The organism is Micromonospora sp. NPDC048830 (genome assembly GCF_043198215.1).
Taxonomy (GTDB): domain Bacteria; phylum Actinomycetota; class Actinomycetes; order Mycobacteriales; family Micromonosporaceae; genus Micromonospora.
Genome location: NZ_JBICUP010000001.1, coordinates 435,377 through 455,244 on the forward strand (window position 1 = coordinate 435,377; position 19,868 = coordinate 455,244).

16 protein-coding genes and 3 pseudogenes are annotated in these 19,868 nt (G+C 69.2%); 3 read left to right on the plus strand and 16 right to left on the minus strand.

Translation table 11 applies throughout. The annotated features are described in order from the left end of the window. Positions 1-406 precede the first annotated feature (406 nt). Positions 407-1,207, plus strand: coding sequence for a transposase family protein (locus ACGFIZ_RS02170; RefSeq protein WP_393414759.1), 801 nt, complete (start codon positions 407-409; stop codon positions 1,205-1,207). 429 nt (positions 1,208-1,636) lie between these two features. On the opposite strand, the gene ACGFIZ_RS02175 is transcribed toward ACGFIZ_RS02170, so the two are convergent. From ACGFIZ_RS02175 to ACGFIZ_RS02225, 11 genes and pseudogenes are all read right to left on the minus strand, one after another. Beyond that, a complete protein-coding gene (locus ACGFIZ_RS02175) occupies positions 1,637-1,939 on the minus strand; it encodes a DUF4193 domain-containing protein (protein WP_393414762.1) in 303 nt (100 codons plus the stop codon). A gap of 792 nt (positions 1,940-2,731) precedes the next feature. Then, positions 2,732-2,887 (minus strand): annotated as a pseudogene (locus ACGFIZ_RS02180) (transposase); the annotation flags it as partial. 15 nt (positions 2,888-2,902) lie between these two features. Next, complete coding sequence (locus tag ACGFIZ_RS02185; protein WP_393414765.1) at positions 2,903-3,736, minus strand: integrase catalytic region; 834 nt, start codon at positions 3,734-3,736, stop codon at positions 2,903-2,905. A 203-nt stretch (positions 3,737-3,939) separates the two neighbouring features. Further along, on the minus strand, positions 3,940-5,445 hold the full coding sequence (locus ACGFIZ_RS02190) for an aldehyde dehydrogenase (RefSeq protein WP_393414767.1): 1,506 nt from the start codon (positions 5,443-5,445) through the stop codon (positions 3,940-3,942). Further along, on the minus strand, positions 5,442-6,251 hold the full coding sequence (locus ACGFIZ_RS02195; RefSeq protein WP_393414770.1) for an inositol monophosphatase family protein: 810 nt from the start codon (positions 6,249-6,251) through the stop codon (positions 5,442-5,444). Before ACGFIZ_RS02195 ends, ACGFIZ_RS02190 begins: the two co-directional genes overlap by 4 nt. After that, a complete protein-coding gene (locus ACGFIZ_RS02200; RefSeq protein WP_393414773.1) occupies positions 6,242-7,393 on the minus strand; it encodes a phosphotransferase in 1,152 nt (383 codons plus the stop codon). The genes ACGFIZ_RS02195 and ACGFIZ_RS02200 overlap by 10 nt, the downstream gene beginning before the upstream one ends. A 79-nt stretch (positions 7,394-7,472) precedes the next feature. Continuing rightward, a complete protein-coding gene (locus ACGFIZ_RS02205; RefSeq protein WP_393414776.1) occupies positions 7,473-8,471 on the minus strand; it encodes an ABC transporter substrate-binding protein in 999 nt (332 codons plus the stop codon). Positions 8,472-8,488: 17 nt separating this feature from the next. Then, complete coding sequence (locus tag ACGFIZ_RS02210; protein ID WP_176737837.1) at positions 8,489-9,580, minus strand: ABC transporter permease; 1,092 nt, start codon at positions 9,578-9,580, stop codon at positions 8,489-8,491. Continuing rightward, on the minus strand, positions 9,577-10,341 hold the full coding sequence (locus tag ACGFIZ_RS02215; RefSeq protein ID WP_393414779.1) for an ATP-binding cassette domain-containing protein: 765 nt from the start codon (positions 10,339-10,341) through the stop codon (positions 9,577-9,579). Before ACGFIZ_RS02215 ends, ACGFIZ_RS02210 begins: the two co-directional genes overlap by 4 nt. Continuing rightward, the gene (locus tag ACGFIZ_RS02220; protein ID WP_393414782.1) at positions 10,338-11,207 is read right to left on the minus strand and encodes a PfkB family carbohydrate kinase; all 870 of its coding nucleotides are present in this window, start codon (positions 11,205-11,207) and stop codon (positions 10,338-10,340) included. The genes ACGFIZ_RS02215 and ACGFIZ_RS02220 overlap by 4 nt, the downstream gene beginning before the upstream one ends. Next, positions 11,204-12,262, minus strand: coding sequence for an SIS domain-containing protein (locus ACGFIZ_RS02225; RefSeq protein ID WP_393414785.1), 1,059 nt, complete (start codon positions 12,260-12,262; stop codon positions 11,204-11,206). Before ACGFIZ_RS02225 ends, ACGFIZ_RS02220 begins: the two co-directional genes overlap by 4 nt. Before the next feature lie 117 nt (positions 12,263-12,379). Here ACGFIZ_RS02225 and ACGFIZ_RS02230 point away from each other — a divergent pair, with 117 nt between their 5' ends. Further along, on the plus strand, positions 12,380-13,501 hold the full coding sequence (locus ACGFIZ_RS02230; protein WP_393414787.1) for a LacI family DNA-binding transcriptional regulator: 1,122 nt from the start codon (positions 12,380-12,382) through the stop codon (positions 13,499-13,501). On the opposite strand, the pseudogene ACGFIZ_RS02235 reads toward ACGFIZ_RS02230, so the two are convergent. The 4 genes and pseudogenes from ACGFIZ_RS02235 to gabT form a co-directional block, all read right to left on the minus strand. Next, positions 13,492-14,352, minus strand: a pseudogene (locus ACGFIZ_RS02235) (transposase); the annotation flags it as partial. The gene ACGFIZ_RS02230 and the pseudogene ACGFIZ_RS02235 overlap by 10 nt on opposite strands. 29 nt (positions 14,353-14,381) lie before the next feature. Next, a pseudogene (locus tag ACGFIZ_RS02240) lies at positions 14,382-14,804 on the minus strand (aldehyde dehydrogenase family protein); the annotation flags it as partial. Positions 14,805-14,961: 157 nt separating this feature from the next. Further along, positions 14,962-16,359 carry an NAD-dependent succinate-semialdehyde dehydrogenase gene (locus ACGFIZ_RS02245; protein WP_393414790.1) on the minus strand — a complete coding sequence of 466 codons (1,398 nt, stop codon included), beginning with the start codon at positions 16,357-16,359 and terminating at the stop codon, positions 14,962-14,964. Between the two features lie 239 nt (positions 16,360-16,598). Further along, positions 16,599-17,942 (minus strand): 4-aminobutyrate--2-oxoglutarate transaminase, encoded by a 1,344-nt coding sequence (gene gabT, locus ACGFIZ_RS02250; protein WP_393414793.1) that lies wholly within the window; start codon positions 17,940-17,942, stop codon positions 16,599-16,601. A gap of 180 nt (positions 17,943-18,122) precedes the next feature. Between gabT and ACGFIZ_RS02255 the strand changes: the two genes are divergently transcribed. Continuing rightward, a complete protein-coding gene (locus ACGFIZ_RS02255; protein ID WP_393414796.1) occupies positions 18,123-19,010 on the plus strand; it encodes a LysR family transcriptional regulator in 888 nt (295 codons plus the stop codon). Positions 19,011-19,246: 236 nt separating this feature from the next. Here ACGFIZ_RS02255 and ACGFIZ_RS02260 read toward each other — a convergent pair whose 3' ends face one another. Next, positions 19,247-19,696, minus strand: coding sequence for a transposase (locus ACGFIZ_RS02260; RefSeq protein ID WP_393414799.1), 450 nt, complete (start codon positions 19,694-19,696; stop codon positions 19,247-19,249). Between the last annotated feature and the right edge of the window lie 172 nt (positions 19,697-19,868).

The following is a 19,868-nucleotide window of genomic DNA, read 5'->3' on the forward strand; positions in this document are numbered from 1 at the left end:
ATCGCAGCGGCCGGCCGGTAGCCGCCCAGGACGGTCAAACCATCCAGGTCCGAGTGGCCGTGGCCCCATCCGTCGAGGAACGATTCCCCCTGGTGCGCGGACGCATCACCGAGTTGCCCCAGCTGACCCCTCATTCAAGCAACCGTGCTCGGGCTCCACCCACAGGCGGACGGCACACTGCGTGGCCCCGAAGCTGCGACCCTCGCACGGCATCAGATCAGCGCACTGAGCTGATCTCAGCGACGCGAAAGTGTTGATTGGTGCGACACGGATGAAGGCACTCAGGCCGGACAGTGCTGGAAGTGGACGTGAGGCCCTCGGTAGGTAGTTCTCACCACAAGATCACCCACACGGTGAGGACCCCCGTGATCGCCTATCGTGCCATGGTCGACGTTCCGAGGGACTCGTGCGGCACCTCGGCCGGCTGCTTGCCGCGGAACGCCGAGCCAAGGGGACACGGCGCGGCACCCGCGCGTTGACCTGCTTCTACCAGGCGCTGCTGGTGCTGGTCTGGTTCCGTAAGGCCGAGGACGTGACCCTGCTCGGTGCGGGGTTCGGCATCTCCCCGGCGACGGCGTACCGCTGCCGCGACGAGGGCGTCGCCGTGCTCGCCGCGCAGGCGCAGGATCTGCACGCCGCGCTGCGTCGAGTCGCCGACGACGGCTGGTCCCACGTGATCCTCGACGGCAAGCTGTTCGACTGCGACCGGCTCACCGAGACCACCCTGTCCGTGAAGGGCGAGACCATCGACGCCTGGTACTCCGGAAAGCACCGAGACTTCGGCGCGAACATCCAAGCGATCATCCGCCCGGACGGGCTGCCGATCTGGACTTCGGCGGCGATGCCCGGGCACCTGCACGACACCAGCTGCGCCCGCGAACTCGGGGTGACCGCCGCGCTGAACTGGTCCGCCGCCGAACTGGACCTGCCCGCCCTGGCCGACTCCGGCTACGAAAGCGCAGGCCACGGCATCAAGACCCCGGTCAAGCAGCCTGCTGACGGCCGCCGGCTCGCACCTGACAACCGCGCCTACAACCGGCTGCTACGCGGGCTGCGCTGGCAAGGCGAACGCGGCTTCGCCATCCTGATCGGACGCTGGAAAACGCTACGCCACACCACCGCCAGCCCACGCCGGATCGGCGACGTCGTCGCCGCCGCACTGCACCTGACTCATTTCGAGTACAAGTACCTACCCGAATCTTGTTGAGATCACTTCACTGCTGGCTACTGTCGGCGTGCTCAACGAACCTGACTGATCGACACTGGGCACCGACCTTCCAAGAGAAGGCATATGCCGGTTCCCCGACGTCCGAGCCCCACGGGTCGCCGCTTGCACCGAGCTGCGGCCGGCCCTCTTTCAAGATCATCCTCGCTCGTCTTTCTGCAGGTCGTGCTATACGGTCAGCAGGTGAGAATCGAGCGTCATTGGTGGAACGGGGACCGGAGTCCGCGGGGACGCCGCGATGTGTACATCCGCACCGACGGCCAACGATGGGAAGTAGAGGCGCAAACCGGCGGCCTCGCGGGCCGGTCGAAGCTGCACCCCTGTCCCAGTCGGGCATCGGCGCAGATCCTCGCCGACGCGTGGCTGGGTGGCCGTCCGGAATGGCGTGAGATGGCGCCCTGACAGTCGGCGTCAGGAGCACTCCTGGCAGACCTGCTGACCATCGCGCTGCGTGGCGCGCTGACTGCGGTGGTGCACGAGGAAGCAGCGCGCGCACCGGAACTCGTCCGGCTGCATCGGCACGACCGCCACGGTCAGTTCCTCGCCGGACAGGTCCGCGCCGGGCAACTCGAAGTTCTCGGCAGCCTCGGCATCGTCGGGGTCGACTCTCGCTGACTGCGACGCTGCGCCACGCGCCTTGAGTTCCTCCAGGCTGTCGTCTTCAACCTCAACACCGGGTCGGTACGGTGCGTCGTAGTCGGTGGGCTTGCTCATCCTGATGGCCTCTCCGGATTGGTTCATGGGTTTGACTGAGACCGTCGAAGACAGACACCCTGCTGCTCCCGCCTTGCTGCCCGCGGCCATCGCCGTGGGAACTGGGAGCCGTGTGCCGACGAAGGCTCGACCAACGGGTCAGCCGCTTCGGCGGTTACCCCACTGGCGCGGGCTCTGGACCGAGCCCCGCCCGCTGAGGCGCTGACCCTTTCCATAGGGTTGAGGCGAGGCAACCTTGCCCTTCGCGCGCCGGGCGGCCCGATTTGCGTAAACGGCAGGCTCGTCGGCCTGGGGCTCGGCCGTGGTTGGCGTGTCGGCATCCTCGATATGGGCGTTTTGAACAGGATCGGGCTCCGGCATCGGAATCTCCCTGGATTCGTGGGGTGCCCTGCGGGCCATCGCCAGCCCCGGCGGACGCGGACTGCTCGACGCCGATGTGGGCACGTTGACGGTATCGCAACGCCGAGCCTGTCCGATCGACGGACCGTGGCGTCCGTGCGGGGTCTGCTACTGGGCCGCCGCCCGCCATGCTTGGCCCGCCGCAACCACCAGCGGCTGTGGGACCCGCTCGACATGAGCACGTCTACGCGGCCTCAACCCCGTCACCATGCATCGCTATGGGCGAGAGTAGGCGCCCTTCGGGGGACAGTCTGTCCCGGCCAGTAGCGCACCATGGTGATCCAGCAGTAGCCTGCTTCGCAGCGACATGGACCAGAGCACCGGCTCATGTGCACCCGGGCGGATATCAAGCGGGGCGCCTGTGGTCGGGTAACCTGGTGGCGCAGCGGGCCGTTAGCTCAATGGGATGATGGCGGCCGGGTCGTGGTGGGGTGGCCGCTGCTGCCGCCCTTGATGCGGCCGGTGGTCGTTGAAATGGTCCACGTACTCGCCGACTACGGCCAGCGCGTGCCGCTCGTTGTAGATCAACACGTGGTCGGTGCATTCGTCGCGGAGGCTGCGGCCTCAGCGCTCGATGAAGCAGTTGGCCCGCGGGGTGCGGGGCGGGGTCTTGACCACGGTGATGCCTTCAGCGGCGAAGACGTGATCGAAGGCGGCGGTGTACTTGCCGTCGCGGTCGCGGATGAGAAACCGGAACCGGTTGGCACGCTCGCCCAGCTCCGTAGCGAGGTTAACGGCCTGCTGGACCACCCACTGCCCAGTGGGGTGCGCGGTGACGCCAAGAAGGTGGACCCGTCGGGTGGACACCTCCATGAGCACCAGCGCGTACAGGCGCGGCAGCAGGATCGTGTCGAGGTGAAAGAAGTCGATGGACAGCAGGCCAGTGGCCTGGTTGCGCAGGAAGGTGCGCCAGTTGGTGTCTGGCTGGCGGGGTGGCGGGCCGACCCGCCAGCCGGCCAGGATCCGTCGGATCGTGCCCGCTTCGATCCGATGGCCGAGCCGCTGTAGTTCGCCTTGGATTCTGCGGTGTCCCCATCGCGGGTTCTCTCCGGCCAGCCGTAGCACCATGTCCCGGATCTCGTTGCTGACTGGTGGTCGGCCGGGTCGGTTGGGGTAGGTCCAGTGCTGTCGTACCAGGCGGCGGTGCCAGTTCAGCAACGTGGCCGGGGTGACGATCCGATGTTCCCGTATCCGGCGGGGCAGCAGGCGGGCCAGGGCGGACAGGATCGCCCGGTCCGGCCAGGACAGCCGCGGCCGGCCGGGAACCTGCCGGCGGAGCACCGCTACCTCATGCCGCAGCGCGAGAACCTCGACCAGCAACGCCCTGTCGCCCCGGATCAACAACCCCAGTCCGCTGAACAGGCTGATCATTCCCAGGTACAGCATCCGCACGGTCATCCCAGAGATCATCAGCCCGAGCCGAGAACTCCCGGCTCACAGCATGTGCGACGAGTTATGGCACGGCACACGACGCCACGTAGTGGCCGACATCAGCAAGAAGCATCACCTCGGGTGCCATGCCGAGAGACGTCAACTCGTCGGCGAGTTCGTCAGATCGATCAGCACGACCTGAGGGGCAGACGTGCTCGGCAGCTGATTCCTCACGCTCGCGGGTGCTGGTTGAGGTCGACCCAGAGGGTCTTGAGGTTCGTGTACTTGTCCATGGCATGCAGGCTGCGGTCCGCTCCGATGCCGGACTGCTTGTACCCGCCGAACGGCAGGGAGTTGTCGCCCTTGTCGTAGCAGTTCACGTAGACGGTGCCGGCCTTGAGCTGCCGCGCGATCGTGAAGGCGCGGGTGACATCGGAGGTCCAGACGGCGGCGGCGAGGCCGTAGACGGTGGCGTTTCCAAGTTCGACCGCCTCCTGGGCCGAGCTGAGCCGAACCACGGATAGCACCGGACCGAAGATCTCCTCCTGCGCCAGGCGCGAGGCGTTGTCGACGTCGCTGAAAATGGTCGGCTCGAGGTAGTAGCCACCGGTCTCCTCAAGCGTCCGCCGTCCTCCGGTTTCGAGCCGGACGCCGCTGGCCCGGCCCTCCTCGACGAACGACATCACCCGGTCGAGCTGGCATTGGTCGACGAGCGGGCCCATCCGCGAGGTCGGGTCAAGCGCGTCGCGCGGCTGCCAGTGTGCGGACTCCTCGACCACCTTCCCGACCACCTCGTCGAAGACGGCGTCTTCGACGAGGAGCCGCGACCCCGCGTTGCAGACCTCACCGGCGCCATGGAAGATACCTTCGGCCGCTGCCCGCGCGGCGACGTCGAGGTCGGGCGCATCGGCGAGCACGATGTTGGGCGACTTCCCGCCGCACTCCAGCCAGACTGGCTTCATGTTGGACTCGCCGGAGTAGACCAGCAAGCGCTTGCCCACCTCGGTAGACCCGGTGAAGGTCAGCACGTCGACGTCGAGGTGACGGGCGAGGTGCTCGCCGGCCGCTGGCCCCCCAGGCACCACGTTGAGGACTCCGTTCGGAAGGCCGGCCTCGCTGGCGAGCGCGGCTAGCCGGACCGCCGCCAGCGCTGACTGCTCGGCTGGCTTGAGGACCACCGCGTTGCCAGCGGCGAGGGCGGGTCCGAGCTTGTAAACCGGCATCATCACCGGGAAGTTCCAGGGAGTGATCGCCCCGACCACACCTGCCGGCTCACGCGTGACCATGCCGAGGGCATACGGAGTCGTCGGGGCCACGTCGCCGTACACCTTGTCGACCGACTCCGCGAAGAACCGCAGCTCGCGGGCGCTCGACTCGATCTCGCGACGGGCATCGGAGATCGGCTTGCCCATGTCGGTGGTTATCAGCAGAGCCAACTCGTCTTGGTGCTCGAGCAGCAGGTCGGTGAACCGGTGCAGGACGCGCTTGCGATCGCGCGGGTGCGCGTCCGCCCACTGGCCCCGATCGTGGGCACGCCGCGCGGCCCGGACAGCACGATCAATGTCCTCGCCGTCACCGTCGGCGACCGCCGCGAGCCGCAAACCGCTCAGCGGGGTGATCGTGTCGTAGGTGCGGCCGGTGGCGGTCTCAACGTACGCACCGTCGATGAATGCTCGCCCCTCGGGACGCTGGGCCAGGGCCCGCTCATACCACTCGTCGGTCTTCGCGCTGCTCATCGGTAGTACCTCCGGTCGTTCGGGTGGTGCGGGTTAGGCTGGTCGAGCGGTGGCCACTCGTCGCTCTCGTGGAACGACGCCACCAGCTCACGGCCGCCCGCGAGAACGAGGCCCGGGAATCCGGCGAGCGGCTCGACCGCGCCGCCGGCACGTGTCACCAGAAGCTCGCCACCCGCATAGTCCCAAAGCTTGCCGTTGTGCTCGTGGGCCGCGAGCTGGAGCCGGCCGGTGGCCACCCAGGCGAGGTCGAGGGCCATCGAGCCGGTCTCGCGCAGCCCGCGAGAGCTGTGCATGCGGCGCGCAATACGGGGGTCGGTACGAGCGGCGTACGGAAGGTTCAATGCGACAAGCGCGTCCTGGACCGCGGAGGTAGCCGCGATGCCGATCTTCCACCCGTCGAGCTGGGCGGGACCGTCGTACAACGCAGTGAAGAGCTCGTCACGCGAGGGGTCGAAGGTGACCGCGAGGACCGGCCGGTCGCCGATCAGGAGCGACAGCGCCACCGCCCAGTGCGGGATACCGGCAGCGAAGTTCGCGGTGCCGTCGAGCGGGTCGATGCACCAGCGACGCCCCGAACCACCGTCGCGGTTGCCGCTCTCCTCGGCGAGGATCGCGTCCTCGGGGTACGCCGCGGCCAGCGCGTCCACCAGGACCTTCTCGGCGGCGATGTCGGCGTCGGTGACGACGTCCTGGCGCCGGCTCTTGCTGCGCGTGTTGAGCGTGCCGGCGTCGAAGTGCTCGACGAGGACGGCACCGGCGCGGAGGGCGATGTCGCTAGCCAGGCGTAGCTCGGCGCTCAGGTCCACTGGCCCTCCTTGAGCGCGCGTACGGCGAGGGCGAGGACATCGTCCGCGACGGCCTCCCGCGCGTCGGGCTCGAGCATCGTCAGCTGCTCGCACGCGCCGACGCCGATCATGCGGCGCAGGAGCTCCAGCCCGGCGAAGCGGACCGCGAGCGTGCGTGTCTCTTCCAGCCACGCCTCGAGCCAGCCGTCGGTCAGGCTGGCCGCGCGTCTCTCGGGCCAGTGGGCGCGCAGCTCGTCCGTGAAGCCGGCCCACGTAGCCGACACCAGGTCCGGGGCCGACTCCCCTGGCCGTCGGACGTCCAGGCTGCGTCGAGCCAGCACCAGGTGCGCCCAGAGCTCACCGAGGTCCCAGGCGACCGGCCCGTAGCGGGCGAACTCGCCGTCGATCACGCGGACCTGGTCGCCCGCCACCATGACGCTGCCGGTGTGCAGGTCCCCGTGGAGGAGCGCCTCCCGCCGGGTGCCGTAGCACCATCGCAGCTCAGCCACCCGCGTCAGCACGGCCTCGTCGGCCCGAACCTTCTCACGCCACCGCGTCAGCTGCGGGTCTGTGCTGTTGCGAGCGTCCACGGTGAACGGGATGTCGAACACGACATCTTGCATCATCTGGTCCATAGCCGGGTTGGCCGAGCGGGCGACGTCACGGGCGTGCGCCTCGGCGTCACGACCGAACGGCGAGGTGTGGAAGGCGGAGCGGGCAACCATCGTGCCCGCACCCGTCGCCGCCGCCGCGCTGACGCGGCCTTCGTGGAGGGCGGTCCGCCACAGCTCGTACCCGGTGAGCTCCTCCATGGCCAGGGTATGCGCGCCATCGTCATACCCGTAGGACTTCGGCACGTGGGCAGCGTTGAAGTCCGCCCAGGACTCGAGGAACCACGCCTCCCGCTCGACGCGGTGCACCGTCAGTGCCCAGTTCGGAAGAACCCGGATCCAGGGCAGGGCCTGCTTGAGTACCAGCGACCCACGGTCACCGCGGACGCCGAAGACGGCGTTGATCTTGCCCTCGCCGAACGTCTTGACCTCGATCACGGTGCCCACCACCCTGGCCAGGTGGGAGCGAGCCGCGACGTAGCGGGCGACTCCTTCCGGATCGAGCACCTCCGACACGAGGGCGACATGGGACTCGCGTTTGGGGTCGCTCACCCGTGTATCTCCTTGCTTGTCGCGGTTAGTCGGCAGCCGGTGGCCGGCGCTGCGCGGTCGCGGCGCCGGCCGGGCTTCGTCACTCGGCCGGGTAGAGGTACTTGCGGACGTCGGCCTCGGCGAGATTGTCGCGGGTCACCGCGACATAGTCGGGGTAGGTGTCACCGTCGGGCTTGGTGCCGTCCTTGGCGTACGCCACGGCCTGCTTGATCGCCAGCTGGCCCATCTCGTAGGCCTTCTGGACCACGAGCAGGTCGAGCGAGTTGTCCTTGAGCGCCTGGACCTCGTCCGGAGCGCCGTCGAACGCGACGACGGAGACCCGGTCCTGGGCGTGGGCTTCGCGGATCGCCGCCGCTGCACCGATGGCGTGCGCCTCGGCACCGGCGAAGATGCCGGCGAGGTCCGGGTTCGCCCGAAGGGCCGCGCTGACCTGGCCCGCGGTCACCGACTGGTCGTCCGCGCTGTATTGGGCACCGAGGTACTCGATGCTCGGGTAGGTCTTGATCTGCTCTTCGAAGCCCTTGCGGCGCGCGTCGGTCCCGGCGAGGCCGGGCTTGTAGCCGAGGTAGAGGACCTTGCCCTTCTCGCCGATCCGCTCGGCGAGCTGCTCCGCGGCGAACTTGCCGCCCGCCTCGTTGTCGGAGGAGATCAGGCCCAGCCGCGCCGAGGGGTCGCTGAGGTCGCTGTCGACGGTGATCGTGGGCGTGCCCTTGTCGGCGAAGTGCTTGACGACCGGCAGCAATGCGGCCGGGTCGAAGGGCTGAAGGACCAGCACGTCCGGATTGTTGGCCAGCAGTCCGTTGAGCTGTTGGATCTGGCCGGCGGTGTCGGCGGTCTTCGGCGAGACCACGGTAAGGTCGACCCCCAGGTCCTTCGCCGCGGACTCGGCGCCACGCTGGATGGAGATGCAGAACGGGCACCCGCTCTGCACGGCCAGTGCCAGCGTCACCTGCACCGCAGCGTCGTCGCTCTTGCTGTCGGATGCCGTGCCGTCGCCCGAGTCACTACCACAGGCAGTGAGCATCATGACGAGCGCGGCGCCCACGGCGGCGAGCCGGAGCCCACCACGTCGGTTCACGTTTCCCATCGCGACTTCTACCCTTCTCTGTTGTGAGCTCCCCGACGGAGCTGGTCGATGTATACGGCGAGGACGAGGACCGCACCCACGGCGACGTTCTGCCAAAACGGGTCCACCTGGACGACGACGAAGCCGTTGGCCAGCACCGCCGGAATGAAGACGCCGATCACGACGCCGGACATCCGGCCGCGTCCGCCGAACAGCGAGACACCGCCGATCACGACCGCGGCGATCGCGTTCAGCGCGTCTTGGGTGTGGCCGGAGAGCGACGCCGTGCCGAACCGACTCAGGTCGATGAACGAGACGACGCCCGCGAGCAGCCCGACGAGTGTGTACAGCGCGAGCATGTGCCGTCCGACGGGGATGCCGCTCCGGGCGGCGGCTTCGGCGTTGCTGCCGATCGCGTAGGTGCGCAGGCCGAACCGCATCTGCGAGAGCACCACCCAGAGCACGGCCACCACCACGGCGGCGACCACGACCGGCCACGGCACGACGTCGAAGGCCTTGGCCCCACCGAAGTGCTGCTGGAGCTGGATCGGCAGGCTACTCACGTTGACGCCCTTGCTCACGACCTGCGCCAGTCCGGTGGCGGCGCTGAGCGTGGCGAGGGTCGCGATGATCGGCGGCACCCGCAGCTTCAGGGTGATCAGAGAGTTGAGCGCCCCCCAGGCCCAGCCGCTGAGCACCGCGACGCCGAGACCGGCGAGCACCGCAGGCAGCAGTTGGCCGGCAGATTTGGTCACCGATTCCTCGACCGGTCCCGCGATCGCGAGCATCGTCTTGCCGGACACGATCGCGGAGAACACGACCACCGCACCGACGGACAGATCCAGCCCGCCGGCGATGATCAACAGTGCGACACCGCTGGAGAGAATCAGCAGCTGTGAGGCGTCCAGTGCGATGTTGCTCAGGTTGTCGCTGGTCAGGAATGTCTCCGGCGGCGCCCACAGCGTGAAGATGGCCAGCAGCGCGACCAGCACCAAGCCGATGTAGAGGTTCTCGAACCGGACCGACAGTGCTCCCCACCGGGACGTGACCGACGTCCGGGCGGGGCCAGCGGCGGGCGACCCGGTCGGCTGCTCGGCGTGTGGTTCGCTCGCGATGCTCACGGTGCCTCCTTCACGCCCGCCATGACGAGCGTCAGCTTCTCGATGCTGGTCTTCGAGATGTGGCAGTCGAGCACCACCGCACCCAGCCGCAGTACCGTCACACGGTCGGCCACCGCGAAGACGTCGGGCAGGTTGTGCGAGATCAGCAGGACCGCCGTGTCGCCCCGCGTCCGGACTCGTCGGATGAGCTCCAGCACCTGCTCGGTCTGGCGGACGCCGAGCGCCGCGGTCGGCTCGTCGAGCATGAGCATGGCGCTGCCCCACACCGCGGCGCGGGCGATCGCGACCGCCTGGCGCTGGCCCCCGGAGAGGGATCCGACGGGGACCCTGAGAGACGGGATCGTCGAGCCGAGCGCGGCGATCTGGTCCTGGGTCCGCCGGCGCATCTCCGCCCGGTCGACGAACCCGAGCCGGCCGAGCAGACCGGGCCGGGTGATCTCCCGACCCAGGAAGACGTTCTCCCCCGCGTCGAGGGAGGGTGCCAGCGCCAGGTCTTGGAACACCGTGGCGACGCCCGCGGCCTGCATGTCGCGGGGGCTGCGTGCCGTTACCGGCTTGCCGCCGACGCGGATCTCGCCCGAGTCTGGGGCGGTGACCCCGGCGAGGATCTTCATGAGCGTCGATTTGCCGGCGCCGTTGTCGCCGAGCAGGGCATGGACCTCGCCGGTCCGCACCTCGAGGTCGACGCCGCGTAGGGCTTGGACGTGGCCGTAGGCCTTGCGGACCCCGGATACCTGAAGGAACGGCTGGGTGCCGGTCATCGCTGCTCACCCCTCGCATCGGTGTTCGGGTCGGCAGTTTCCGACGTGCTGGTGACCATCGACCGTGCATGGCCGAAGGCGCCGAAGCTCTCGCAGACCCGGGCCGCAAACCCGGCGGCCGCGGCCGCTGCCTCCTTGGCCTCCTCACCGCGGAGCAATCCGATCAGGAAACGCGCGGCGAAGGCGTCGCCCGCGCCGAGCGTGTCGACGACGTCTGCCGGGGCAGCGGGCTCCTCGTGCAGCACGCCGTCGACCGCCACAACGGCGCCCTGGGCACCGCGGGTCACGAGGACGACCTTCGGGCCTCGGCCCTGCGCGGTCGTCGCCAGCTCGCGGGCCTGGCCCGCCGTGAGCCCGGCTCCGGAGAAGGTCGCCGACCACAGGTGCGGAAGCAGGGGCTCGGCGTAGTCGAGGCCCCTGTAGGAGAAGTCGAAGGAGACCAGAGCCAGCTCGGCGAGGGACGGGACCAACGATTCGGTGAAGCTCGCGTGACCGGTGTGGACGAGGTCGGCGCGGACGACCAGCTCGCGATCCTCGGGCTCCAGCGTCAGCCGGTCGGGGATGGGCTCCCACGCAGCGAACTCCCGGTTCCCGCCGGGCGTGAGGTGAACGACGGCGTACGAGTTCGGTCCCGGCACCCGGCGCACCCTCGACACGTCGACGTCCTCGCGTCGCAGCACGTTGACAAGGTGATCGCCGGACGCGTCCGCGCCGACGATGCCCAGGTAGGCGGCAGCAGCGCCGGCACGCCGCGCGAAGACGGCGACGTTGTACGCGTTTCCGCCCGGGTATTCGAGGCCCGTGTCCAGGTAGCGGTCGACGACGTTGTCGCCCACCCCACAGACGAGCAGTGGTCGGCTGCTCAATAGTCCACCCGCCCCATGTAGCGGCGCTCGTCGAGGCTGTGCCCGGAGACTGCCTCGAAGTGCTCGGCCAGGCGGCTGCACAGGACGCCGAGCGCGATCGGGGTGACCTCCGACCGCAGCTCCGGCGCGATGCCCGGCAGCGACAGCATCGTGGTATCGAGAACGTGCGAATGCGGGCTGACCTGCTCGGCGAACCGAACCGCCCGCTCGGACACCGGCCGGCTCGCGTCCTCGCCGACCAGGTGAATGATGCCGGCATCGCCATGGAGCATCTCGAACGCGCCGTGGAAGAACTCACCGGCGAGGAACGACGCCGAGTAGCGCCACTGCATCTCGACCAGGTAGCACATCGACAGTAAGTACGAAGCCCCCGCGTTGGGCCCGGCACCGAGGACGTAGAGAAACGGGTTGTCGGCCAGTGCTCGCGCCGTGAGGGCCAGGTGGTCGTCAGCCTCGTCGAGCGCAGTGCGCAGCGCCACCGGCAGCGCGTCGTACGCGGCCCAAACCGGACCCGGATCGGCGATGGCGCCGGTTTCAGTCAGCAGCGACCAGGTCAGGTGGGAGAGAAGGGTCTGCTTCGGCGAGGTGATCGTGTGATTGCTGCGGTAGGTCAGCTCGAGGTCCGCGAACTCGCCGAGTGCAGAGCCCTCGGGGTGGGCGAGCGTCACGATCCGGGCTCCGGCCCTCTTGGCCAGCCGGACCGCGGCGACCGTCTCGGGCGTACCGCCAGAGTGAGCAGACGCGATCACGAGAGTGCCGGGACCCAGCCGGGCCGGGAACCGTTCGCCGACCTCAGAGCTGCGGATGTTGCTCACGTGGAGGGCGCGACCCAGGCGCTGCAACGTGTGCGCGGCGTGCACGCTCGAAGCCCATGATCCTCCGCAGCCAAGGAACAGCACGTCGCGAACGCCGTCGGTGATCGCCTCGGCGACGAAAGCGCGGGCGGCGTCACGCTGACTCAGGGCGTGGTCGAGGGTCGGCAGGAAGTCATCGGCGATGGGGCGCAGTCGCAGCTCGACATCCGTCCGGACGGGCGCTCCGGCGCCCGCATCCATAGACATATAGCGAAACCGACCTCTCGTTGAGAACGTTGTCAGGAACAAGGTTTGACAACGTTCTCACCAGCCGTGCAGGCTGTCAAGTAGTTCGCAAAGTTGAGTCGAGGGAGCGCCATGACGAAAGGACCGGCCACGATCCCGGACGTCGCGAAGGCGGCCGGCGTCAGCACCGCCACAGCCGCTCGGGCACTCGGCGGCTACGGTCACGTCAGCGAGCGATCCCGAGAGCGCGTACTCGCGGCAGCCGAGGAGCTCGGCTACCGTCCCAATGCCCTGGCTCGCAGCATGATCACCGGGCGGACCCAGTCGCTGGGTCTGGTGGTCGCCGACATCGAGAACCCATTCTTCGCCGCCGTGACCCGCGCGGTCGGCGATGCCGCTCGCGTCCACGGCTACGAGGTGCTGCTCGCCAACTCCGACGAGGACGTCGCCACGGAACGCGGCGCCGTACGCCTCTTCCTCGACAAACGGGTCGACGGGATCATCGTGGCGCCCGCCTCGAGCACGGATGTCGAGCACCTCCGCGAGGCGCAGGCCGCCGGCGTGGCCGTCGTCGCCATCGACCGCCGGGTCACCGGCATGGCGGCCGACAGCGTGACGGTGCACAACCGGGCAGCCGTTGCAGCCGCTGTAACGCACTTTCTCGCCGCCGGCCACACAAGGATCGGCTATCTGCGCGGCACGGTGTCCCCTGGAGAGCACGACGGGCTCGGAAGGCGGATCTCGACCGGTGACGAGCGACTGCTCGGCTACCGCGAGAGCCTGCGGTCAGCTGGCCTCGATCCCGACCGCTACGTGCGGGTCGGGTGCCTAGGTCGCAAGGAGGCGCTGCACGCGATGCTCGACCTACTCGGCCAGCCCGATCCCCCGACGGCGGTGCTCACCCCGGACAGCATCCTCGCCCTAGGCGTTCTGCTCGCGGCACGCGAGCGCGGGCTGGCGATCCCCGACGATCTGTCGGTGATCTCCTTCGACGACACCGATTGGGCCGACGTCGTTGCTCCTCCTCTATCGGTGATCTCGCAGCCCGTGCACGCGATGGGTGCCCGCGCGGTAGAGCTACTGCTCGACCGCATAGACCGCGCGCATGGACGAGCCCGGCACGTGCGCCTGCGCGCGCGCATGGTGGAGCGAGCCTCCGTCGGTCCGCCGCCAGGTGTCAGCTCTAGATCATCAACCGGAAATCCACCCTGGCCAGCAGGGGCTAGTGATCGTAGGCAATCAATGAGTGTTTGATGGGTGCACCGACAGGCTCGAGCCCGCGCGGTGCCGTAGAGGCGGGTGTCGGTGATCGTGGCCGCGTCGGGTTCGCCCCAGGTGGCGGGATCGCCGAAGACGAACTCGCCGTCGTGGCGGGGCGGGCGGCCGTTCGTTCCGGCAGGCGGGGCGGTGCGGCCCGGCGTAGTACCCGGTCCGAGCGCATCCGGGCGAGGACCTGCACGGGCAGATCCGCCAGGAGGAACGCAGGCGGGGCGCGTCATAGCCGGCGTCGGCCACGACCAGGTGTCCGGGTCACCGGCCTGCCACTGCCTGGCCGAGACCAGCCGGCCCACGATGTCGCGCACCTGCCCGGCGGTGACCGCCGCGGCATCAGCACCGGGTGCCAGCCGCACCGCATCCAGCGGCGCGGTCCACGAACTGCGGCCCGTTTCCAGGGCCACGACCATCGAGTACGGCCAGCCCGGGATCATGATGGTCTGGTCCTTGCCACGTCCGTAGGTGTGGCACAGGATTCGCTGCGGTGAGGTGTGCGCGTCCGGCCGCAGCCAGCAGGTGATGTCGACCGCCAGCACGAGATGCCCGTCGGCCGCCCGAGGCAGCGGCAACCCGGCGAGAGCGGTACGCAGCCGGTCGATGTCCAGCCGCCCGCAGGCGAGGGCGTCGTACAACGCACCGTGACCGCGGCGGTGCTCACCCATCAGCGACAACTCCACCAACGACCGGACCGGTCCATCGGCGCACAACACCGCGTCGGTCAGGTCGAACAACGCGTCAGCCCGAGCGGTCAAGCAGTCGTAGAACTCTCGCCGGAACCTGTCCAGGTCCCCGACGGCATTAGCCGCACGCCGGTCATGCACACTGGTCACCAGAACAGCCCTTGGCTATCCGACCTGGCTCACAACATCGCGCACCAGCTCGACGTACGACAGGGTCTCGACCCGTCTGACACCTGGTGCCCGGCGGAGGTCCGACACTGCCTCATCGACGGCTCGCGGCGAAGGGCATCGAAGCTCGGCAACGAGGCGGTTCGGGGTGCGACGTAGACCACGCGATTCGCCATCCCAACATCGAGCTGCTCGGCGAAGCGAAGGGCACGCTCGACATCCGCGCCGTACACGGCTCCGCCGAGACCGTAGGCGGAATGGTTCGCCAGACGGAGCGCTTCATCTTCGTCCGCGACTCGGTAGACAACTGCGACGGGCCCGAACAGCTCTTCACTGAATGCGCGCATCGCTGAAGTCACACCGCCCACGACCGCTGGCGTATAGAAGGCTGCCGGTGCCTCCGAGAGCACGCCCCCGGCGGACAGCGTGGCTCCGTTGCCCCAGCCTGTCGCGGCCGTAGAATGCCGTCAAATACTTGATGGTCCTTGACCTGATGCGTCTTTCCGTTCGGCAGCGCGCCGGCCAGCCCTGGCATCCGGAAATGGTCACCAGCCGGTTCGACCGGTTCGTCGAATGAGATGCGTTCTAAACCTAGGACTCCCGCCAGTCGACCGAGAGATACTGGGTCTCGCAGAACTCCTGCAGCCCCGCGCGGCCGCCCTCGCGTCCGAGCCCGGACTGCTTCATTCCGCCGAACGGCGCGGCCGGGTCGGAGACCAGCCCGCGATTGATGCCGACCATTCCGGCCTCGATCGCCTCGCCGAGGCGAAGCGCGTGGCCGAGGTCACCAGCGAAGACGTACGCCGCGAGCCCCATCTCGGAGGCGTTCACGGCACGGAGCATCGCGGCCTCGTCGGTCCAGGCCACGATCGGGGCGACCGGCCCGAAGATCTCCTCGACGAGGATGTCGGCGTCCGGGGGGACGTCGGCGAGGACGGTCGGCGGGTAGAAGGCGCCCTTGGCCGCGACCGGGTCGGCCGGGAGCTCCGCGCGGTGGGCGATGCGGGCGCCCTGGAGGACGGCCCGGTCGACCAGGGCAGTGACGGTGTCGACGGCGGTGCGGGAGATGAGGGGGCCGATCGCGGCGCCGGTGGACGCCGGTCCGACGGTGAGCGCCTCGACCGCAGCGCCCAGCCGGGCGGTGAACTCCTCGACCACGTCGGCGTGCACGTAGAACCGGTTGGCGGCCGTGCACGCCTGTCCGCCTCCGCGAAACTTGGCGACCATGGCGCCGGCGACTGCGGCCTCCAGGTCGGCGTCGGCGGTGACGACGAATGGCGCGTTGCCGCCAAGCTCCATGCTGGCGTTGATCACCCGGCCCGCGGCCTGGCGCAGTAGCAGCCGACCGATGCCGGTGGAGCCGGTGAAAGAGATCTTGCGGACCCGGGGGTCGGCCAGCCAGGTGCTCACGACGTCACCCGGGTCGCTCGTGGTGACCAGGTTGACCACGCCGTCCGGCACGCCAGCTTCGACCAGCAGGTCGGCGACCGCGAGCGCGGTCAGCGGGGTCTCGGCCGCCGGCTTGAGTACCACGGTGCAGCCGGCCGCCAGCGCCGGGGCGATCTTGCGGGTAGCCATCGCGGCCGGGAAGTTCCAGGGTGTCACCAACGCGGCCACGCCGACGGGGCGGTAGGTGACCAGGCTCCGGGTGCCGCCCGCTGGTGACGGGCCGTAGTCGCCGCCGGGGCGGACCGCCTCCTCGGCGTACCAGCGGAAGAAGTCGGCGGCGTAGGTCACCTCGCTGCGGGCGTCGGCCTCGGACTTGCCGTTCTCGGCGCAGATGAGCGCGGTGAGCCGGTCGGCGTCGCGCAGCATCAGCTCGTAGGTGCGCCGCAGCAGCTCCGAACGCCGCCGAGCCGGGGTGGCGCGCCAGGTGTCGAACGCCGCGTGCGCGGCGTCGACGGCGTCGGTGGCGGCGCGGGCGTCGCCGTCGGGAACGGTGCCGACGACCGCTCCGGTGGCGGGGTCGAGGACATGGATCTCGGTCACGGGTAGTGGTCCCTCTCTGCAGGTGGGCGTCGGCGACGCGTGGTATGGCCCGGCTGGTGGCCGCCGACGGGGGTCGGGCAGTGGCGGCGGGCGTGATCGCGGACCTGGTCCCAAGCGGCGATCATTCGCTCGGCCAGGCGGGCCTCGGCCTCGGCCTCAGCTCACTCCAGCTCGGCGAACCGCAGTCCGCCCTTGCCGGGCACTGCGGGAGTGGGCCTGGGCATCGTCGAGTCGCCCGGTCACCTCGGCACTGTGGTCAAGGTGGACTCCAGCACGTTGAGCGCCTCGCCCAGCAGGGCGTCGGAGATGGCGAGCGGCGGTAGGAAGCGCAGCACGTTGCCGTAGGTGCCGCAGGTCAGCACGATCACCCCGGCGCGGTGCGCGGACTGGGCGACCGCGGCGGCCAGCGTGGGATCGGGCTCGGTGGAGCCGGGGCGGACCAGTTCGACCGCGATCATGGCGCCGCGGCCACGAACGTCGCCGAGACGGTCGTCCTTCTGTTGCAGGACATGCAGCCGGGGCTTCATCAGGCCCTCGATCTCGCGGGCCCGGGCGATCAGGCCGTCCTCCTCGATGGTGGCGAGAGCCGCGAGGGCGGCGGCGCAGGCGAGCGGGTTGCCGCCGTACGTGCCGCCGAGGCCGCCGGTGTGCGGGGCGTCCATGATCTCGGCGCGGCCGGTGACCGCGCTCAGTGGCAGGCCGCCAGCGATGCCCTTGGCGGTGACGATCAGGTCCGGGACGACGCCCTCGTAGTCGCAGGCGAACATGTCACCGGTGCGGGCGAATCCGGTCTGCACCTCATCGGCCACGAACACCACGCCGTGCTCGCGGCACCACGCGGCGAGCGCCGGCAGGAAGCCGGGCGCCGGCTCGATGAATCCGCCCTCGCCCTGGATCGGCTCGATCACCATGGCCGCGAGGTTCTTCGCACCGATGTGCTTCTCGATGCTGGTGATCGCTCGGGCAGCCGCTGCGACGCCGTCACCACCGCCGTCTGGGGCGGCGTCACGGAAGGGGTAGGACGATGGCGCCCGGTAGACCTCGGGCGCGAACGGGCCGAAGCCGTGCTTGTACGGCATGTTCTTCGCCGTCATCGCCATCGTGAGGTTGGTGCGGCCGTGGTAGGCGTGGTCGAAGACGACCACCGCGTTGCGGCGGGTGTGGGAGCGGGCGATCTTGACGGCGTTCTCGACCGCCTCGGCGCCGGAGTTGAACAGCGCGGTCCGCTTCGGGTGGGCTCCCGGGGTGAGCCGGTTGAGCGCTTCGGCGACCGCGACGTAGGACTCGTAGGGGGTGACCATGAAGCAGGTGTGCGTGAAGGCCGCGACCTGCTCGGTCACCGCGGTGACCACCCGTGGCGCGCTGCTGCCCACCGTCGTGACCGCGATGCCGGAGCCGAGGTCGATGAGCCGGTTGCCGTCGACGTCCTCGATGATCCCGCCGGCCGCGCGGGTGGCGAAGACCGGCATCGTCGTACCGACGCCGGCAGCGACGGCGCCAGTCTTGCGGGCCATGAGTTCCTGGGAGCGCGGACCGGGAATCGCGGTGGCGAGGTGGCGGGTCTGGGGCAGCGGATCGTGCATGAAGACCTCGAGAAGTAGTTCGGCGGACGACCCGGGGCCGCCCGGGGTGCCCTGAGTGTGCGGACTCCACGCCTATACAGTCCAAGACCTGTTTGGCCTACAATCCATGCCTGGCGGATCTAGGATTCGTGGCATTGGAAGGCGCACGGCGAGCACACCCGGGTGCGGAAGGGACCTCGCTTGGACCTGCGGCATCTGAGGTACTTCGTCGCGGTCTGCGACGAAGGGACCGTGAGCGCCGCAGCCGACGCGGTCCATGTCGCGCAACCGAGCTTGTCGCGACAGCTTCGCCAACTCGAAGACGAGCTTGGGGTCGCGCTGTTTCGTCGCGCCTCCGGGCGGCTGACGCCATCCCCGGCCGGACTGGCCCTACTTCCTCAGGCTCGCGATCTACTCGCGCGTTGGGACTCTTTCCGGACGTCAGCGGCGCTCCACGCCGAGGGTCGGCTGGACCGCCTGACGATCGCGGCGCCGTCGGTGACGATGACCGACATCGTCGCTCCGTTCGTCGCCACCCTAGGCCCCGATAGCCCAACGACGGACGTCCTCGGCGCCGACGGTACGGAGCCGGCAGCCCTTTTGGCGCGAGGAACTGATCTGGTGGTCACCAGCACAAGTCCGGGCCCACCGTTTCGCGCGCTCCGGATCGCGGAGCTACCGGTGTGGGCGCAGCTCCGCCGCGACCATCCCTTGGCCTCCCGCGAGGTGTTGCCCATCGACTCCCTGCTCGACAGCAGCATCGTGCTGCCGCCACCCGCGACGAACGCTCGGGCGGTCTGGGACAACGCCGTTCAGCTCGCGGGCCTGTCGTTCTCCGGGATGATCGAGGCAGCCAGCAGCACCATCGCGCAGGCCCACGCTGCTGCTGGACGCGGGATAGCGATTGCCTCCGACGACCCGCGGTTCGACCTCGTTGCGATACCACTCGTCCACGGCGACCCGGCGCGACGGTTGCTTGTCCGCCTCATCGCCGTCTGGGACGGGCGGCATCCTGCGGCAGCGATCCTGAAAGAGACCGCCGAGCGGCTCCGCGACTTCACCCACCTGCGCTATGGAGCACCCGAATGACCAACCGTCGGAATCAAACCGTCACATTCTCAGTTCTCACCACACCACAAAAGTACTAGGCCCTCGCGCCCTCGTAGCTCAGGGGATAGAGCATCGGTTTCCTAAACCGTTGCGATGACGAAGCCTCCGAATCAATTCGCACCGCCCCGTCAGTCGCTGAGGTAGCAGACAAGCTTGCCTATGAACAAGCGAGCACCCCGCGAGCACCCTGGATCCATAGTGGCTCTTCGAAGTTACTAAGCGGGGTTGAGGTGTCCGCGGTGGCGTCGGGTGGTGGCGGTGCGGGTGCGTAGCCGCTGGTTCTCGGGGTTTCGGAAGCCGTAGGCGTCGCGTGCGACGGTCTTGATGACCCGGTTGGTGCCTTCGGAGCCGGCGTTCGTGATTCCGGTGGTCAGGAACGCGTGGATCTGCGGCCACCAGGTTTCGATGGTGGTGGCGAGCCGGTGCAGTTCGGGCAGGTCGGAGGCGGCGCAGCGGGTATAGAAGCGGTGCAGCAGCCGGTGGACGTGTTCGCGGTTCGGCTGGGTGCGGGCGGTCGCGAGCAGGTCGAGCAGGTCTTCTTTCGCGTTCCACGCGGTCAGGATCGGGGCGCCGATCGCGATGGGCAGGGCTTCGAGGGTGTCGACAAGGCGGTCGACGTGCTTGCCGCTGATGCGGGCGGCGGAGCGGGTCAGCCGGTTGCGCATGCGCCATTCCGGGTCGCTGCCACGGCCGGCGACCGCGGTGGCTCAGGGTGATGCGACGGCGGACCTCGGTGACCGCGCGGTTGGCCAGGTGGAGTCGGACCGGGGCGCGGTGCCAGCGTTTCGGCTGGTCCGTTTCCCCGGCCCGCTCCCCGAACCGGACGTGCGAGTTGGC

Coding starts and splice junctions, on each gene's coding strand:
- ACGFIZ_RS02190 (WP_393414767.1), bottom strand. CDS start 5,445: ATGAGCAGCGCGAAGACCGACGAGTGGTATGAGCGGGCCCTGGCCCAG.
- ACGFIZ_RS02260 (WP_393414799.1), bottom strand. CDS start 19,696: ATGCGCAACCGGCTGACCCGCTCCGCCGCCCGCATCAGCGGCAAGCAC.
- ACGFIZ_RS02175 (WP_393414762.1), bottom strand. CDS start 1,939: ATGAGCAAGCCCACCGACTACGACGCACCGTACCGACCCGGTGTTGAG.
- ACGFIZ_RS02225 (WP_393414785.1), bottom strand. CDS start 12,262: ATGGATGCGGGCGCCGGAGCGCCCGTCCGGACGGATGTCGAGCTGCGA.
- ACGFIZ_RS02215 (WP_393414779.1), bottom strand. CDS start 10,341: ATGACCGGCACCCAGCCGTTCCTTCAGGTATCCGGGGTCCGCAAGGCC.
- ACGFIZ_RS02185 (WP_393414765.1), bottom strand. CDS start 3,736: ATGACCGTGCGGATGCTGTACCTGGGAATGATCAGCCTGTTCAGCGGA.
- ACGFIZ_RS02230 (WP_393414787.1), top strand. CDS start 12,380: ATGACGAAAGGACCGGCCACGATCCCGGACGTCGCGAAGGCGGCCGGC.
- gabT (WP_393414793.1), bottom strand. CDS start 17,942: ATGCACGATCCGCTGCCCCAGACCCGCCACCTCGCCACCGCGATTCCC.